The 16,276-nt window shown below is 66.6% G+C and carries 16 protein-coding genes and 1 pseudogene; 9 read left to right on the top strand and 8 right to left on the bottom strand.

All coding sequences use genetic code 11. The annotated features are described in order from the left end of the window. Positions 1–5 precede the first annotated feature (5 nt). Positions 6–1,778 carry a penicillin-binding transpeptidase domain-containing protein gene (locus GKZ92_RS01720; RefSeq protein WP_155224937.1) on the top strand — a complete coding sequence of 591 codons (1,773 nt, stop codon included), beginning with the start codon at positions 6–8 and terminating at the stop codon, positions 1,776–1,778. 48 nt (positions 1,779–1,826) lie between these two features. Continuing rightward, entirely contained in the window at positions 1,827–2,051 is a 225-nt protein-coding gene (locus GKZ92_RS01715; protein WP_143933680.1) for an amphi-Trp domain-containing protein, read from the top strand. Between the two features lie 59 nt (positions 2,052–2,110). Here GKZ92_RS01715 and GKZ92_RS01710 read toward each other — a convergent pair whose 3' ends face one another. Beyond that, positions 2,111–2,701, bottom strand: coding sequence for a DUF5995 family protein (locus tag GKZ92_RS01710; RefSeq protein ID WP_230461980.1), 591 nt, complete (start codon positions 2,699–2,701; stop codon positions 2,111–2,113). 500 nt (positions 2,702–3,201) lie between these two features. After that, entirely contained in the window at positions 3,202–4,857 is a 1,656-nt protein-coding gene (locus GKZ92_RS01705) for a nuclease-related domain-containing DEAD/DEAH box helicase (protein ID WP_035754366.1), read from the bottom strand. Between the two features lie 396 nt (positions 4,858–5,253). Between GKZ92_RS01705 and GKZ92_RS01700 the strand changes: the two genes are divergently transcribed. Together GKZ92_RS01700 and GKZ92_RS01695 are read left to right on the top strand one after the other, a co-directional pair. Next, positions 5,254–5,772: an OsmC family protein gene (locus GKZ92_RS01700; protein WP_035754364.1), complete on the top strand. Its 519-nt coding sequence runs from the start codon at positions 5,254–5,256 to the stop codon at positions 5,770–5,772. 233 nt (positions 5,773–6,005) lie between these two features. After that, a complete protein-coding gene (locus tag GKZ92_RS01695) occupies positions 6,006–7,073 on the top strand; it encodes an HNH endonuclease domain-containing protein (RefSeq protein ID WP_035754362.1) in 1,068 nt (355 codons plus the stop codon). On the opposite strand, the gene GKZ92_RS01690 is transcribed toward GKZ92_RS01695, so the two are convergent. Continuing rightward, the gene (locus GKZ92_RS01690; protein WP_081724856.1) at positions 7,057–7,773 is read right to left on the bottom strand and encodes a YoaK family protein; all 717 of its coding nucleotides are present in this window, start codon (positions 7,771–7,773) and stop codon (positions 7,057–7,059) included. The two genes, GKZ92_RS01695 and GKZ92_RS01690, sit on opposite strands and share 17 nt — an antisense overlap. Before the next feature lie 170 nt (positions 7,774–7,943). On the opposite strand from GKZ92_RS01690, the gene GKZ92_RS01685 reads away from it, so the two are divergent. Beyond that, the gene (locus GKZ92_RS01685) at positions 7,944–8,666 is read left to right on the top strand and encodes a GNAT family N-acetyltransferase (protein ID WP_035754358.1); all 723 of its coding nucleotides are present in this window, start codon (positions 7,944–7,946) and stop codon (positions 8,664–8,666) included. A gap of 6 nt (positions 8,667–8,672) precedes the next feature. Here GKZ92_RS01685 and GKZ92_RS01680 read toward each other — a convergent pair whose 3' ends face one another. Next, complete coding sequence (locus tag GKZ92_RS01680) at positions 8,673–9,548, bottom strand: hypothetical protein (protein WP_006358912.1); 876 nt, start codon at positions 9,546–9,548, stop codon at positions 8,673–8,675. 125 nt (positions 9,549–9,673) lie between these two features. On the opposite strand from GKZ92_RS01680, the gene GKZ92_RS01675 reads away from it, so the two are divergent. After that, positions 9,674–10,645: a hypothetical protein gene (locus tag GKZ92_RS01675; RefSeq protein ID WP_042377078.1), complete on the top strand. Its 972-nt coding sequence runs from the start codon at positions 9,674–9,676 to the stop codon at positions 10,643–10,645. Here GKZ92_RS01675 and GKZ92_RS23645 read toward each other — a convergent pair. Further along, entirely contained in the window at positions 10,635–11,189 is a 555-nt protein-coding gene (locus GKZ92_RS23645) for a hypothetical protein (RefSeq protein ID WP_230461884.1), read from the bottom strand. The genes GKZ92_RS01675 and GKZ92_RS23645 overlap by 11 nt on opposite strands. Further along, entirely contained in the window at positions 11,072–11,554 is a 483-nt protein-coding gene (locus GKZ92_RS23640; protein WP_230461883.1) for an alcohol dehydrogenase catalytic domain-containing protein, read from the bottom strand. The genes GKZ92_RS23645 and GKZ92_RS23640 overlap by 118 nt, the downstream gene beginning before the upstream one ends. Before the next feature lie 112 nt (positions 11,555–11,666). On the opposite strand from GKZ92_RS23640, the gene GKZ92_RS01665 reads away from it, so the two are divergent. Together GKZ92_RS01665 and GKZ92_RS01660 are read left to right on the top strand one after the other, a co-directional pair. Continuing rightward, a complete protein-coding gene (locus GKZ92_RS01665; RefSeq protein ID WP_006358909.1) occupies positions 11,667–12,107 on the top strand; it encodes a winged helix-turn-helix transcriptional regulator in 441 nt (146 codons plus the stop codon). 79 nt (positions 12,108–12,186) lie between these two features. Continuing rightward, on the top strand, positions 12,187–13,935 hold the full coding sequence (locus GKZ92_RS01660; protein ID WP_042377077.1) for a DUF3556 domain-containing protein: 1,749 nt from the start codon (positions 12,187–12,189) through the stop codon (positions 13,933–13,935). Here the strand turns inward: GKZ92_RS01660 and GKZ92_RS01655 are convergent. Further along, positions 13,932–14,078, bottom strand: a pseudogene (locus GKZ92_RS01655) (pyridine nucleotide-disulfide oxidoreductase); the annotation flags it as partial. The gene GKZ92_RS01660 and the pseudogene GKZ92_RS01655 sit on opposite strands and share 4 nt — an antisense overlap. 329 nt (positions 14,079–14,407) lie before the next feature. On the opposite strand from GKZ92_RS01655, the gene GKZ92_RS01650 reads away from it, so the two are divergent. Beyond that, positions 14,408–14,878, top strand: a complete 471-nt coding sequence (locus tag GKZ92_RS01650; RefSeq protein ID WP_155224936.1) for a hypothetical protein — start codon at positions 14,408–14,410, stop codon at positions 14,876–14,878. Between the two features lie 97 nt (positions 14,879–14,975). Here GKZ92_RS01650 and GKZ92_RS01645 read toward each other — a convergent pair whose 3' ends face one another. After that, entirely contained in the window at positions 14,976–16,262 is a 1,287-nt protein-coding gene (locus GKZ92_RS01645) for a PucR family transcriptional regulator (RefSeq protein ID WP_035754475.1), read from the bottom strand. Between the last annotated feature and the right edge of the window lie 14 nt (positions 16,263–16,276).

The following is a 16,276-nucleotide window of genomic DNA, read 5'->3' as shown; positions in this document are numbered from 1 at the left end:
ACCACATGCGTCGGTGGTTGGTGATCCTGAGCGTTCTCGCGGTTCTGGTCGGCACGTTGTCGGGGTGTCTCCTCACGAAGGACTCGCCTGAGGACACCCTGCGGTCGTTCGCGGAGGCACTCCAACGGGGTGACGTCGACGCGGCCGCCGGACTCACCGACAACCCGGCCGCCGCGCGCACCACCATCAAGTCGATCTTCGAGGGCATGGGCTCCACCCCGAAGCTGTCGGTCACCCCCGACCTCGTCGATGACAAGAAGGTCACCGGGACTCTCGACCACCAGTGGCAGATCCGGAACGGGAACACCGCCTATCAGACGTCGGTCGTCCTCACCGAGACCGATTCGGGCTGGCGTGTGCGGTGGCAGCCCTCCGTGATGCACCGGCAGCTCCGCGACGGACAATCCTTCTCCTACAGCGACGACCGCGCCTACCGCACCCCCGTACTCGACACCAACGCCCGCCCGCTGATGACATGGCAAGCCGTGACGCTGATCGATCTCGAACGGGCACAGCTCGCGTCGGCCGGTCAACTGGCGCGCGCGCTCCGGCCGATCGAACCGTCGATCACCACGGCAACCATCCGAAAACTGTTCGACGGCAACAAAGCCCCGAGCCAGACCGTGATCAGGTTGCGCGACAGCGATCTCGAACGTGTCCAGCGCAGCATCAGGTCGATCGCCGGCATCACGACCACCGAGCAGGGCGCGCTCCTCAGTGCCACCAAAGCTCTCCACTCCCCCGCGATGGCCGGCCTCGAGGACATCTGGCGAAGCGCGATCGACGCCACGGCCGGCTGGTCGATCCAAATCGTCGACAAGGAGGGCGCACCAACGCATCTCGTTGACTCAGCTCAACCTGGCGAGACGTCTCCGGTCCGCACCTCGCTCGATCGCGACATCCAGGCCCAGGCGCAGCGGGCCGTCGACCGGGAACGACGCCCCGCGATGATCGTCGCGATCACCCCCTCGACCGGTGGAATCGTCGCCGTCGCCCAGAACGACGCCGCGGACCGCTCCGGCGCAGTCTCCCTCACCGGGTTGTATCCGCCGGGCTCGACCTTCAAGACCATCACCACCGCCGCAGCCCTGGCATCCGGCGGGGTGCAGCCGACATCGCAGGTCCCGTGTCCGGGACGGACGACGATCGAGGGGAGGACGATCCCCAACGAGGACGAATTCGATCTCGGAACCGTCCCCCTACCAACGGCTTTCTCGCGCTCCTGCAACACCTCCATGGGTGCGCTCGCAAACAAGCTCCCCGCCGACGCGTTGACCTCGATGGCCCGCCGGTTCGGCATCGGCGCCGACTACACCGTTCCGGGCCTGACCACCGTGACCGGTTCCGTACCGAACGCCGACACCCCCGCCCTGCGCGTCGAGAACGGCATCGGCCAGGGCACGGTCACCGTCAGCCCGTTCGGCCTGGCACTGGCCGAGGCGAGTCTCGCGCGAGGTGAGACCGTCACCCCGACGCTCATCGAGGGACGAGGAACCACCGGCGACACCGAACCCCGGCCGATTCCCGACGATGTGGTGCGCGCGCTGCGAAGCATGATGCGCGACACCGTCACCCGCGGAACCGCCGCCGCGCTGCAGGACATCCCTGGCCTGGGCGGCAAGACCGGGACGGCTGAGTACGGCGACAACAAGAACCCGCACGGCTGGTTTGCCGGCATCGTCGGCGACCTCGCCTTCGCGACGCTGGTCGTCGGTGGCGGATCGTCGGCGCCCGCAGTTCAGGTCAGCGGCGAGTTCCTGCGGCCGCTGAGCAACTAGTCCGGCTTCTTCCTTGACCGATGCATCCCGATCGGTTCAGATGAACACATGAGCGACGAACTGTTCGAACACGAGACCAGGACCACGCTGACCCGCGAAGAGGCGGCGCAGCGGCTTCACGACCTCGCCGATGCGATCGCCCGGCACAACGAGGTGTCGTACGTCGAGAACAACAAGACCGTGCGTATCGACATCCCGGCGCAGGTGAAGCTGAAGGTCGAGTTCGAGCGCGGCGAGGACAAATCCGAGATCGAGATCGAGATCTCCTGGTAGTTGGATCTACAGGACCAAGACGCGGGCCGGTGACGGGTTGTCACCGGCCCGCGTCTTCGTCAGATCTGGCCGAGCTTCTCCATCACATCGAGGGCGACGTTCGACGTCTGGAACAGAGCATTGATCTCGGCCACGGTCACGCCGCGGGTTGCCGGATTCTGCAAGCCGAAACTGTTGACGAGTGCAGCGGTCCGGGTCGACTGGAAGAGGAGCGTCGTGGCCTGGCTGTCGCCGATCAGGTCGCCGACGAACCATGCGGTGAAGAGCGGCCCGAGGTCGACACCGTAGGTGCGCTTGACGTCCTTGACGATTGCCGGCGTGGCGTCGACCAGCGCACCGCCGAAGGTGTAGAAGTCCCGGGTGTGGCCGACGGTCGTGTCGATGTTCTCCAGCGCGTACGGGAAGTCGACGAGGAGATGGGCGAAGATCTGCCCGAGCAGGACCCGTCCCGGGCTGCGGTCGCACGCGGTGGTCAGAGCGAACGCCTGCGCCCAATGCGCCTGCGGCTTGCCGCCGATGACGTACTCGTGGAGGTTCCCGACGTAGAGGCGGACTACCTCCACCGCGAGATCCGAAGCCCACTCCGGGTGCTCGTAGATTCCGGACTCGATGCTGGGTCCGACGAGCTCGAGGATGTTGTCGAAGGCGATCGGGAACGTGCCGAGATAGTTGTTCGACTTGCTGAGCTCACTACGCAGGTCTCGCTGATCGTGGAGCGTGCATCGTCAAAGGTCTTGATCTCGGACGGATCGGTCAGTTCCGAGAGCCGCTGCGTCGTCTCAGGGGTCGAGGCGGGGGCACAGCGACTCGCGGGAGCAGCGTTCGCCGCCGGGGCCAGTACTCCGGCACCACCGACGAGGACAGCGACTGCTGCGAGGCCCGCACAGAGGGCGCGTCTGGCATTCATGCCGACGGAGCGTAAGGAGCTTCTCAACCGAACCAAACGGCTGTGAAGCCGGTGGACTCAAATCTTCTCGCCTTAGGTAACTAGGTCCCGGCACCCACACGCCATAAGTCCACTTATCCTCGGGACCAAAGTCCCATAGGGCGCGCGATCTCGTGCCAAATTAGGGCAAACGTCCTGGTCGGCGGCTTCTGTTTGCCTTGTCGAAGGCCGTCGTTCACCGCTGCCATCGTCTGTACGGGTCGGTTAGGCGATGCCGAGTTGTCGGGCGACCTGGGGTCCGCCGACCTCCCGCACGAACTCGGGATCACCGCAGACCACCAACTCATCACGGGCCCGCGACAATCCGACGTAGAGGCGTTCGCGAGACCGGTCCCACGCCTTCGTCTCGTTGAGCGCCAGCACCACGACGCGCCGTTCCAGCCCCTTGAACCCGAGGACGTGACCGTAGAAGACCTGCTCGCCGTCCCAGAACGACTCCCAGTACTCCTTGGTGCCCTCGGCCTGGCGCGCCTTCTGTTCGGCGTGGCGACTCCCGGTGGTCAGCAGCGCGATGTCCTCGGGACGCCATCCCTTGTCGAGCAACGGGTCGATCTGGTCGTCGGCGACGTCGACCGCCTCTGCTGCCGTGCACGGCACGAAGGTCACCGCCGGACCATCACCGCCGTGTAACTGCATTCGCTGTCCGACAAGCGGTTTGAAGGTCTGGGCGATCTGTTTGGTGTTACGCAGATTATGGTCGAGGACCAGCGGCACCAGGTCCACCGGCGGCGATCCCTGCCGGGCGAAGACACGTTGCGCCTCGTCGCTGAACACGTAGATGCCGCCGGACTCGGTGTCACGCAGGCACGCGAGCATCGGTTTCCACCAGTCGTCGGCGAAGTCCTGTGCCTCGTCGACGACGATCGAGTCGAAGCGCTTCCCCGGCGGGAGTTCCTGTGCGAGTTCGTCCATCAGTTGCGGCAACGTGTGTTCCCAGAAGTCCTGCGCCGCTTGGGTTCGTTCCTGTTCGTCGGGGCCGGTGGGCGCACCCCATTCGATGCCCAGCTCGTGGAACTCGCCGACGTACGCGGGCCGTTCCTTGTGTTTCCACGTGCCGGTGAGTCGACGGAGGAACGACGCCAGCCCGTGTGAGTAGCAGACGAGGGCAACCCTCTGCCCGTCCTTCGCAAGGCGTCGTGCCTGTTCGACGGCAAGGAATGTCTTCCCGCTGCCGGCACCGCCACGCACCTCGACGCGATTGAGCTGATGGATCGCACGGAGGATCACTGCCTGGTGGGAGGTGAGCGTGTCGGCGACGCTCTCGTTCTCCAGAGCACGGGCGACAACATCTCGTTGCGGTAAACCCCTGCCGCTCAGCGCGAGTCGAAGTCGACCGATCCCCTCGGCATCGATCCCGGGAACCTCGACGTCCTTCTTCAGCAGGACGTTCCGGATCAGGGGCATGAGCTGGTGGAGTTGGGTGCGGTCGACGACCTTCCATCGCGGGCACTCGGGAAGTGCGAAGGTGGAATCCACCTCCGAGTGCGGGAACACCACCACGTGATCCCATCGCACCCGCCCCTGCGTCCACCGGGGATCATGCTCGACGAAATCACGCAGCGAGTAGCAGCCGTCCCTGACCTGTGCGACCGGGTCGATCCGCTTCGGAGCCTGCCCGATGCGCTCCTGCCACCACGACTCGCCGTCGTGCCACACGTCGCCGCCCTTGACCTCGACACACACGACCCCGGCGCCCTCGATCGCGACGACGAAGTCGATCTCGTGATCCTTCGAGTGGTCGGTGACCCGCTGCCCTACGACGAGCAGGTCCTCGTCCAGGAGCTGCTCGTTCAGCGCGTTGAAGACGACTTCCTCGCTCGCCGCCGCGAACCGCGGGTTCTCGGGGATCACGCTCGGCATGGCGGGATCTTTCTTCCCAAGCCCCCACCAGGGGTGTCGTCCGTAGTCACTGGTCACCCTCGTGTCGTCGGTAGCCGGCCTTGCCGCAGGCTACCGCGCGGTCGCGACATGCCCGCCGCACGACCGGCAGGCAGATCTCGATTCCTTCGTTCGAACCAACTGAACGCATAGGTGGGCGCGGGTGCCCCTACGCGCCCAATCGTTCGGGGAGCGCCAGGCCGTTCGCTCCGCCGTGAAGATCGGCGAACCGAACAACTGCTGACCGGCCGGGCCGATCATCATGCTCCGGTTGCGGACCGCCGCCAAGACTTCGGCTCAGGATGACGCTGACTGGTGATCGCGGCGTCGTCGCCGGATAGCTTCGGCGAAGATCGACATTCTTCGCGAAGGAGCACCATGACCGAGACCGCCACCCGCCTCAACGACGTCGACATCGCAGTTGTCGGTCAGCTCGTCGAAGCCATCCGGGCCGACGACACCAAGGCTCAGACGACCTGGGCTGCTCACGTCCAGTGGAATGGCGCGTTCGCTTCCGAAGCCCGTGTCCGCAACTTCTCGCCGGTGGCATCCGACGAGCCGGCCGCGCTGGGCGGCGGCGACACGGCACCCAACCCGGTCGAGCAGCTCCTCGGTGCGCTCGGCAACTGCCTCGCGGTCGGTTACGCCGCCAACGCCACGGTGGCCGGCGTCGAGCTGAAGGATCTCCGCATCGACCTCAAGGGCGACATCGACCTTCGCGTCTTCCTCGGCCTCGCCGAAGGTCACGCCGGTTTCAACTCGATCACCGCGAACGTCACCATCGACTCCGACGCCCCGCGCGAGAAGCTCGACGAACTGCACGCAAAGGTTCAGGCGAGCTCTCCCGTCGGCCATACCCTCGGCAGCGCAGTGCCGGTCGAGATCGTCTTGAGCTAGTTCCCGCGGCCTCGGGCTCGGCGACCGTTCGGCCGGGACCTGAAAGACGTTCGGCGAGCGCGCTTCTGCGTGTTCGCCGACCGTTCCTTTGAGTGGCTTCCAGATCACGTTGCGATCGGTGCCGCTTTCCGCGACAAGACGCAATCTGTAATTGCAGACCCGTCGCCCAAGGTGAGCGCAACTTACACAGTCAGTCACTCCGGGGTCGCCTGCTCGTCGAATAGAATGCGACCGTGCCGCATCCCACCGACCCGCTCGCCCTCGGGCAGCAACTGGTGGCGATCATCGAGGGTGGCCGGCGCACAGCAACGTACAAGCTAGCCGTCCTGATGGCTCTGCTCGACCTAGCAGTTGAATCCGTGCCCGACAACCCGGACGCGGCTGTCGACGTCGACCTGGATGATCTGACCAGCCGAGTCATCGAGCTGTACTGGCGCCAGATGCGACCCCTAGACGGCCATCTCCTGCGACAGTCCGCCGACGGGCGAGGAGTCATCTTCGATGCAGTCTCGGATTTGCGGGCCAAGGCCACGACTCACCGGACTCAAGGCCTCGATCTCGTTGTCGCACACGAGTCAGAGCGCTACAGGGCAACGCATGCCGTCGTCAAACGGACGCTGGTGCGGTATCCGTTGAAGCTTCTTCAGAACCTCACCTCGGGCGGCGAGCAGGATCGCTTCCTGTACGACGACTCCTGGATGGGTACGGACTCGCAGGGAAGAGTGGCTGACCACGGCAACAAACTGACGCTGTTCCCCGGCGTATGCGTGACTCTCGCGCGCCTTGCACCGTTGCTGAAGCCGGCCTTCCAGCTGGCGTGGGTCGATGACGTTCGAAGGATGAACAAGAACCTCCTCGACGAGGGTCCCGATCTCGCCCACCACCTGTTCGGTGCGGATCGTGTGTCCTTGCAGCGAGCCGGTGACGCGCTCACGGACCGGTTTGGCCGTGCCTGCTTCTACTGCGACACAATGCTCTACCGCCAACGCCACGTCGACCACGTTCTGCCGTGGTCGCGGGTCGGCATCGACGGGCTCGCGAACCTCGTTGTCTCGTGCCAGGGCTGCAACTCGAGCAAGTCAGACCGGTTGCCCGCGCCCGCGCACGTCAAACGCGCACTCAACCGAGGCCGGGATACGCTCGACGGTCTCGCCGCCGAGATCAATTGGCCCAGTCAGTACGACCGAGTGCTCGCTGCCGGTCACGGACTGTACTCGACCCAACCAGCCGGAACGCCGATCTGGCAGGGACGCAACCACATAACGTCACTCGGCCGCGTCGACATCAACTGGTTCGGGTAATCCCACCGGAACCCGCGGAGGCGAGCACGTGCCCGCACACCACCACGACGGCGCTGACTCCCGCGGCCACCGCGAAGACAGACCAGAGCGCAACCTTCACCAACAGCGCACCGACCAGGGCACCCACCAGAATCGTCACGATCGCAGCCAGCCGGCGGTTCAGGATCGTGGCCCGGCTGGGCCGGGCGAACATGTCGATCGCCCAAGCGGTGATCGTCGAGGTGACGACGACGGTGGTCACGTCTGCGACACCGATGTTGCGCGCCACGGCGGCCTGCATGCCCATCGCACCCGCCGTCATCCCGATCGCGAACATCACTGCGACGTGCTCGGTCGGCTGCAGCCAGACCAGGACCGAGGTGCCGGCGACCAGCGATGCCGACACCACCAGCACCGCGGTCAACCGCGGACTCCATCCACGCCGCCCCGAACGTAGGAACAGGCTCGCGATCCCGGCGCCGACGATGAACGCAATCAGGGCGAGGGCCAGCGAGAAGACCGGCAGTCCGTCGGCACCGGCCGCACCCATACCGAGGATCAGCACGTTGCCGGTCATGTTCCCGAGGAACACGGTGTCGAAGCCGAGAAAACCGCCCGCGTCGACCACGCCGGTCGCGAACGTGAGCACGAGCATCAAGGCGAGATTGCGCGTCGCCTCACGGTCGACGCCGACATCGGGGGGCCTCTCACTCATCGCCACGCGCGGCTCCTTCGGGCCCGGACTTCCGCCGGCGACGCTACGCGGAACGTTCGTGACCAGCGCTGTTGATCGCCCGATCGTAAGGCCGAGATGGTCCATGTGTCCTGCGTAGGCCGTTTCCCGCGCGAACTCGACCCGACCCGGTCCGCACCGCCGGGTATCGTCGTCGTGTGGTCGGAAGCGTCGACGAATCCGCGCGCGGGACAAAACGTTCCGACCACACCCCGCTCGACAACCCGGCCCGGGCCGCCCTGGCCGGCCCGCATGCGCGGTTCGCCGAAGGAGTCGGCACCGCCCTGCGATACCACCCCGACGTCTGCCCGATGGCTGCCCTCCCCGACGGCCCGACCGCCCAGGACTGGGCCGACGCCGCCCGTATGGTCGGACCGGGAAATTCGCTCTTCATCCCGGTCGTCGCCGACACCCCACCCGCCGACTGGCAGTCGAAGATGCATCTGCCCGGAGTCCAGATGATCGACGCCGGGGTGCCCGCGAGGCCCGACGACGCCGCGATCCGCCTGACCGCCGACGACGTCCCGCAGATGGCCGACCTGGTCAGCCGCACCCGTCCCGGGCCGTTCCGGAAACGGACCATCGAGATGGGCACCTACCTCGGGTTCCGACGCAACGGCCGGCTGATCGCGATGGGCGGCGAACGACTCACCCTCCCGGGATACACCGAGATCAGCGCAGTGTGCACCGACCCCGATCACCGTGGTGAGGGCCTCGCGTCGCGGCTGGTTCTCGCACTCGCGCAGGGCATTCGGGACCGGGGCGAAACCCCGATCCTGCACGCGGACGCGACCAACGTGAACGCCATCCGCCTCTACGAGCAGCTGGGATTCGAGGTCCGGAAGGAGGTCCTGTTCCAGGTGGTCACCACACCCTCGTAAGAGGTCCTACGATGCGTCACTCCGCTTGAGCGACTTCGCCAGCGGGGCGATCTCATCCAGGTAGATCGAGGCGAGGACCTCGGATTCGTCGGCCAGGTTGCGGACGCGGTCGCTCTCGGCGCGGTCCCACTCCGCGTCGACGACGTGCTCGAATTCGTCTATCGCACTGACCCTGTCGAGCCAGGCCTGCTTCTCCTGGCGCTGTTGGATGCGGGCGACGATCTGCTCGTAGCCGGCGAATGCCTCCAGACGTTCGACGAGGCCGTCCAGTCGCCCGGACAGCACCCGCGACTTCTCGGCGAAGGTGGCGATAACCTCGTCGTCGACGCCGAGGTGTCCCTCGGGTTTGTCGCCGAGGATGTCGAGCTGGTCGCGCAGTCCGGCGGCGGCGGTGGCGATGGAGGTGACCTCGCCGCCGAGGTCGACGCGGACCGCATGGCGGTCGAAGAAGTCCAGCTGCCAGGCCGGTTGACGGGCCACGCTGTCGGCGACCATCGCCGTCGTCCAGACGATCTGTCCGACGCGGTCGCCTCTGAGTTTGTCGAGGTCGCCGCCACCCCAGATGTCGAGAGCGAGGGAGACGTACTCGGATGTCTCGTTCACCTCGTCCTGCAGACGGCTCTGCACGGACTGGCACGACGCCCATCGGCGGGCCTGTGCCAGCCGCATGTCGTCGGCGAGCTCGGCGAGCGGGTCGGTCGAGTTCGACGCGACGGGGTCTGACACCGAGATCGGCGAATCACCGCGCCCAGCGCGCCGACGCGCGGAGTCGGCCTTCATCTCGCTGAACATCGCCGAGAAGGCACCGATGGCCATGGACATCAGCAGGACGAGCGCCACCGCGACCACCACCACGAAGACGGCCACCGCGACGAGCATCATGCTTCCAGTGAACCACTCCGCGCTGGTCCCGTCGCCGGTTCGAACTCAGGTCTGCGCACGCCGGGGATTGTCGGACCCGACCTCTAACGTCGGCGACACACATCAGCACCAGCCGGAGGCCGCACATGTCCCCCACCGTCACCCGGAACCAGTTGGAATTCGCTTTTCCCGATGTCCACCCCGACGCCCGACTGCACATCCGCGTGCATCGCACCCTCCGCGTTCCCGACGACGAGACCACCTACGGGCTGCCGCCCGGAATCGGCTCGTTTTCCCTGATCAATGCGGGCACCGTTGCCCACCGGCCTCGCACCTGGGCCGGCTCTGACGTACTCCTCCCCATGTGGCAGGCCGAGGCCGCCTGGTTCAGCTTCAACTCACCCGAGGACTACCCGTTTCTCGTCCGGATCGCGGTCGGCGGGATCAACGCGGTCACCGGCGACGACTTCTCCGACGCCGTCGACTTCCTGGGCGAGGACTACTTCGAGGTCCCCGAGCAGCCCTGGCTCGACGGCTTCCGGGTGGACGAGAAGACCGTCCGGCAGTTCGTCGCGATGCCACTCGGCGGCGGCTACACCGCTGCGGAACAGCTCAGCGGGGCCGACGACGGAAGAGTCCGCATCCAGGTCACCCCGCTTCGCTCGTCGACTTGGAACGAACGGGTCGCCGCACGACGCGTGGCGCTGCCTCTGCCCGCTCCCGACATGATGAAATTGTGCGCAGAGGCACCCGAAGCCACCGGCGCGATGGGCATGGGCGCAGGTGGATCGATCACGCAGACCATCGCGACGCCCGTCGAACCACGCACCAACTGGGACACCGACGCCACCGGCGCGGCCGTCCTGCGGATCATCAACAGCGCGGACTGGGAGGGACTGACCGGAACGGCTCCGCACCACGCGCCTCCCACCATCGAGGAGTATCTGCAGTACGGCTATCCGTGGTTCGAGTGGTACGACGACTCGCTCGCGCGGCGCGGCGGCTCGAAGCTCACCGACCTGAAGACAGTGAAGGAGATCGGTGACTCGAAGGGCGAATCGCCTCTCCCCGACAACCCGAGCTTCGATCCGCCCGCACCGCACATCGTCACGGCGTGATCACCCACCGACCCCGACCACCCGGCTTCGCCGCGGCCTTCTGAGCGTCGGCGACCCAGTCGAGCGGAAAGGTTCCCTCGACCCGGATCGGCAGGTCACCCACCGCGGCGAGTTCCAGCAGCCGCGCGAGGCGGTCGTCCGCGTGAGAGTCGACCACGTCGACCGTGATCCCACGTTCGGCGGCCGGGGCCCGACCGGGCATCACCCCGACCAACCGACCGCCGTTCTGCACCAGCGCGAGGGCGTCTTCCTGCATCGCGGCGGCATCGGCGACCGCGAACCAGCCGCCCAGCGGCCAGTCGAGGAAGTCCGCACCGAGACCCCGCACGAAGTCCTCGTCGGCCGGTCGGGCGAGCCCGGCCACGTCCCACCCTCGACGCCGGGCCAGAACCAGGAGGTATCCACCGACCACCCCGGCCGCACCGGTCACGAGTAGTCGGTCGCCGCCGGGCCCGGGCTCGCCGAGAAGGTCGAGGATCTGCTCTGCGGCAAGGGCATTGATGGCAACGGTCGCCGCGGCGACGAGGTCCAGCGATTCCGGCACGACTGCCACCGCGTCAGCCGGGACCACGACCTCGTCGGCGTAGGCGCCCGTCGAATGGTCGAAGCCGGGCAGGACCCGGCGACCCGGGTACCCGGTGCGAGGTCGACGCCGACGCCGGACTCGAGGACCGTGCCCGCGAAGTCCATACCCAGCCCGACGGGCGTGTCGCCGCTGATCACCCCCACCGAGTGGAAGAACCCGGACGAGACCGCCAGGTCGACCGGATTGATCGACGCGGCAGCGACGGCGACGCGCACCTCACCGTCCGCGGGTTGCCGCACCGGGATGTCGACGATCTCGATCGAATCGGGTCCCGACGGCGTGGTCACGACGGCGGCGCGGAAAGTGTCTCGGTATGTGTTCATGACGTTCTCCTCCTTGTGTGTAGCCCTCCTATGAACCACCATGAGAGAGCAACTCTCTATTGGGAAGTACGCACTTCGAAGTGCGTTACGCACCGGAACGAAAGGTGCCACCATGCCGACACAGACCGCGGCGGACAGACGGGCGGAAGCTCGCGCGCAGTACGACGCATTCCTCGCGCAGTGCCCCAGCCGCCAACTCCTCGACCGCATCTCCAACAAGTGGGTCGCGCTCATCCTCGCCGCGCTCGGAAGCGATGGTCCCGCGCCGGGCAACGACTGCCCGGGCGGCCCGCGGGCGATGCGCTACTCCCAACTCGCACAACGCCTGGCCGGCGTCAGCCAGAAGATGTTGACGCAGACGCTGCGGTCGATGGAACGCGATGGACTTCTCACCCGCACGGTGACTCCCACGGTTCCGGTCACCGTCACCTACGAACTCACCGACCTCGGGCTGTCCCTGCACGGCGTCATGGCGTCGATCAAGACCTGGGCCGAAGCCCACATGGACGAAGTGCACGCGTCCCGCGACAGATACGACACCGCGCACCAGTGACCCGGCCGCTCTGCCGCTCGCACGCCGCCGAGCCCGATCCGACCCCAAGCAATCGCTTGGTTTGTTACGTTCAGCGACGATGGGATTCCTGAAGCAGACCACGCCGGACATCGATTTTCCGACCTGGAGCCAGGGCACGCGGGCGGAGAAGATCCGACCGATGGCGCGACACTGGGCCGAGGTCGGATTCGGGACCCCGGTCGCCTTGCACCTGTTCTACGTCGGAAAGATCCTCGCCTACATCCTGATCGGCTGGGCGATCGTCATCTCGACACCCGGCATCGACGGCTTCTTCGCCGTCACCGACTGGTACAACGAGCCGATCGTCTTCCAGAAGGTCGTCCTCTACACGATGCTGTTCGAGGTCGTGGGCTTCGGCTGCGGGTTCGGTCCGTTGAACAACCGCTTCTTCCCGCCCTTCGGTTCGATCCTCTACTGGTTGCGCCCCAAGACGATCCGCCAGCCCCCGTGGCCGCGCATCCCCTTGACCACGGGCGACACCCGAACCCCGGTCGACGTCGCGCTCTACGGCGCGCTGATCGTCGTCGTGCTGATCGCGCTGTTCAGCCCCGGGTCCGGCGCCGTCCCCGCTCTCGACACGACCGTCGGAGTTCTGCCGGTGTGGCAGATCTGGACGATCCTCGCACTCCTCGCCGCGATCGGGCTCCGCGACAAGACGGTCTTCCTCGCAGCGCGCGGGGAGGTGTACGGCGCACTCACGGTGACCTTCCTGTTCAGCGGCGTCGACATGATCATCGGCGCCAAGCTCATGTTCCTGTGCATCTGGCTGGGTGCGGCGACATCGAAGCTGAACAAGCACTTCCCCTTCGTGATCGCGACGATGATGTCGAACAACCCGATCTGGCGGTCGCCGAAGATCAAACGCAAGTTCTTCGAGGACTTCCCCGACGACCTGCGCCCCGGACGACGGTCACGCTGGATCGCCCACTTCTCCACGGCAATCGAGGGACTCGTCCCCATCGTGCTGTTCTTCTCGCACGGCGGGTGGGTCGGCGGGATCGCCGCCGCGATCATGCTCGTCTTCCACTTCGGCATCCTGTCGTCGATCCCGATGGGGGTCCCGCTCGAGTGGAATGTCTTCATGATGTTCGGCATCCTGGCGATCTTCGTGGGACACCCGGGCATCGGCCTCACCGATCTCGAATCACCCTGGCCGATACTGTTGTTCGCAGTGTCGGCGACGACAGTCGTCGTCGGCAATCTGATGCCGCGCAAAGTGTCCTTCCTGCCGGGCATGCGGTACTACGCCGGCAACTGGGACACGGGGCTGTGGTGCATCAAACCGTCGGCGTCGGCGAAGATCGAAGCCGGTATCGTCGCCATCGCCTCGATGCCGGCCGCTCAGCTCGAACGCTTCTACGGCAGTCCCGAAGCCGCCCAGATCCCGCTGTACATGGGATATGCGTTCCGCGCCTTCAACAGTCACGGTCGGGCACTGTTCACATTGGCGCACAAGGCGATGACCCCCACCCCGGAGGAGCAATATGTCCTCACCGACGGTGAGCGGATCTGCAGCACCGCGATGGGCTGGAACTTCGGCGACGGCCACCTCTCGAACGAGCAGCTGATCGAATCACTGCAGCGGCGTTGCCACTTCGAGCCGGGTGAGGTCCGGATCGTCCTGCTCGACGCCCAGCCGATTCATCGCCAGACCCAGGAGTACCGCCTTGTCGATCCGGCCACCGGCATCTTCGAACGCGGGTACGTCCGGGTCGCCGATCTCGTCACCCGCCAACCCTGGGACGACGAGGTCCCGACGACGGTCACGTGGCGCGCCGACGGGACCCACACCGGCGTGCACAGCTAGGTCTGCGCACCTGAGTCGACCAGGTAGCTGTCGACGAAGGTGACCGCCATCGCCACTTCGCCGACGGCGGATGCGACGCGCTTCACCGAGTACCGGCGGACGTCGCCGGCCGCGAAGAACCCGGGAACCGAGGTCTCCATGTAGCGATGCTGACCGCCAACCCGGCCGGAGGTTGCCCGGTGACGGGATCACCGGTTAGCCAATATCAGTGCTCCCCCAAACGAACGAGAACGGCGTGTCCGAGGTGCGGAGGCGCGGGTGTTGAGCCATGATCGGTGCACACGACGAGATCGCGGTCGAGCACCCGATCGTCGTTCGCGCCGGATCGGCGCCGGCTCCAGCGTGTGCAATCCGGTACGGATGTATCGTCAATTTTGTTGCTGTTCAACATTTTTCCGCCGCGTCGAGGTGCACAGCGCCCGGCCATCGGTCACACTGGGAGAACACAGTCCTTCGCCGAGAGGGGTCAGAAGTGACCAGAACCTTCGATGCATCCACCTGGGGAGCCCCGCTCAGCGCCGCCGGCGACGACATCCTCGCGGGCGAGGTCTCGTTGCGCGAGGAGTCCCTGCGGCGCAAGGTCGCCTTCTACCTCGACGCCGACGGTCTGCCCGTGAGCCAGTCCTCGTGCGAGCCGTCGGAGTGGTACTCGACGCTGGTGACCCGGATGACCTCGGTGGTCATCTCCCATGGACGCGCGGTCGTTGCCATCGATGCCGCTCTTCCCCTTCATTCGTCGATCCTCGATGTCGCGTTCCCCGGGTCCGGTTCGACGGGATCGATGCTCGACATCACCGTCGTCGATCTGTCCCGGCACCGCCGCACCCTTCATGCCGCGATCCCGTCGCACCTGGTGGTGACCGGCACCATCGCCGTCGCACTGTCTCCGGTCGCTGCGGCACGGAAGACCACCGCGCAGAGTCACCGGCCCGCGATCGGCTGACCTAGGCAGTTGAAGTGCGAGCCGCGACGCGGACCGCGGCAGCTCGGCGATCCGGTCAAGGGCGCCGCGTTCATCCACCGGATCGTGTCGTCGGACGTCAGCGGTCGAGCACCGTCGGGCCGAGGAACTCGCAGACCTTGAGGGCCAGGGCGAGGTCGAGGCGGTCGCGGTCGCGCGGCACCTCGGCCAGCGCCTTCCCGACGCGGTACTTCACCGTGTTGCGGTGCAGGTTCAGCCGTTCGGCGGTGTGGAGGTGACTTTCCTTCGTGGCGAAGTACACCGACAGCGTCTCGCGCAGCATCGCCGCGTTCGGGGTGTCCTCGGCGAGTCCGCCCAGCACCTCGTGGACCCAGGCACGCGTCGAATCCAGTTCGCGGGCAAGTAATGACACGACGGCGACACCCCGGTCGCCGAAGCCGACGACCTGTCCGGCCGAACTCCCCGGCGTCGTGGCGACCGAATAGGCGGCGCGGGCCTGCTCGTGTGTGCGCCGGAAACCACGCGCACCCGACGCCGGGAGGCCCCAGGCGACCCTGACCCCCGGCGGCACCGTTGCCTGCGCAACGCTGTCGTCGTCGCCGCGAACTGCCAAGGGAATCCAGGCCCAGACGGTCGACCGGTCGATCGCGGTGACGATCGGGTCCCCTCCGCCACCGATCTGTACGGCCAGGTCTCGCGCCGCGCGGGTGAGCGCGCCCAGCTCGCGCGGATCGTCGTCGGCCGACCACACGATCAGCGCGAGATGCCGCCGTTCCAGGCGGTATCCGGTCTCGCTCTCGAAGTCGCGGTCGTCGGCGTCGAGGCTGTCGAGGAACGTGTGGATGGCGGCCGACTGCACGTTGCCCTCGACGCCGAGCCACCGGCGGCGCTCGTCCTCGTAGGCCTCGAACACGTAGAGCGTTATCCAGTCGATGTAGCCGAAGACGACATCTGAGATGTGCCGGATGAGCGCCATGGAGGCCTCGGCATCGAGGTCGAGTTCCTCGACCAGCCGGTAACAGCGGTGCATCATGCTGTTCTGTCCCATGTGGTACGCCCGGACGAGTGAGTTCGACGGCACGTCGCGCTGCGCCAGCCTGAGCGCATATTCCACTGCGGCAGTTGCCGGTTGGAGATGCTCGATGGGGATGTCGTTGGCCAGGACATGGATGATCGTCGACACGTTGCCGTGAACGCTGGCCGCGAGCAGTTCGATCAGCTTGGGGTCGGTGTCGAGTTGGTCGATGCCGCGGGTCATCATCGAGCTCAGCTCGGCGACGAGCTCGGACTCGCCCTCCCGCAACATCTTCGCGACCAGCGCGGCGTGTTCGAGCAGTTCGGAGCCGGCCGCGGCGGGCACCCCGGCCAGCCGGTCGCGGGCTGCGTCGCCCGCGGCCGTCGACATCGAGCGAAACGCAC

It is taken from the genome of Gordonia sp. 135 (assembly GCF_009720185.1).
GTDB lineage: Bacteria > Actinomycetota > Actinomycetes > Mycobacteriales > Mycobacteriaceae > Gordonia > Gordonia alkanivorans.
This window is presented reverse-complemented; position numbering and strand designations above follow the sequence as displayed.

What these genes read in the sequence shown, in the direction of transcription:
- GKZ92_RS01720 (WP_155224937.1), top strand. Translation starts at nt 6, where the DNA reads ATGCGTCGGTGGTTGGTGATCCTGAGCGTTCTCGCGGTTCTGGTCGGC.
- GKZ92_RS01715 (WP_143933680.1), top strand. Translation starts at nt 1,827, where the DNA reads ATGAGCGACGAACTGTTCGAACACGAGACCAGGACCACGCTGACCCGC.
- GKZ92_RS01705 (WP_035754366.1), bottom strand. Translation starts at nt 4,857, where the DNA reads ATGCCGAGCGTGATCCCCGAGAACCCGCGGTTCGCGGCGGCGAGCGAG.
- GKZ92_RS01700 (WP_035754364.1), top strand. Translation starts at nt 5,254, where the DNA reads ATGACCGAGACCGCCACCCGCCTCAACGACGTCGACATCGCAGTTGTC.
- GKZ92_RS01680 (WP_006358912.1), bottom strand. Translation starts at nt 9,548, where the DNA reads ATGATGCTCGTCGCGGTGGCCGTCTTCGTGGTGGTGGTCGCGGTGGCG.
- GKZ92_RS01675 (WP_042377078.1), top strand. Translation starts at nt 9,674, where the DNA reads ATGTCCCCCACCGTCACCCGGAACCAGTTGGAATTCGCTTTTCCCGAT.
- GKZ92_RS23640 (WP_230461883.1), bottom strand. Translation starts at nt 11,554, where the DNA reads ATGAACACATACCGAGACACTTTCCGCGCCGCCGTCGTGACCACGCCG.
- GKZ92_RS01665 (WP_006358909.1), top strand. Translation starts at nt 11,667, where the DNA reads ATGCCGACACAGACCGCGGCGGACAGACGGGCGGAAGCTCGCGCGCAG.
- GKZ92_RS01660 (WP_042377077.1), top strand. Translation starts at nt 12,187, where the DNA reads ATGGGATTCCTGAAGCAGACCACGCCGGACATCGATTTTCCGACCTGG.
- GKZ92_RS01645 (WP_035754475.1), bottom strand. Translation starts at nt 16,262, where the DNA reads ATGTCGACGGCCGCGGGCGACGCAGCCCGCGACCGGCTGGCCGGGGTG.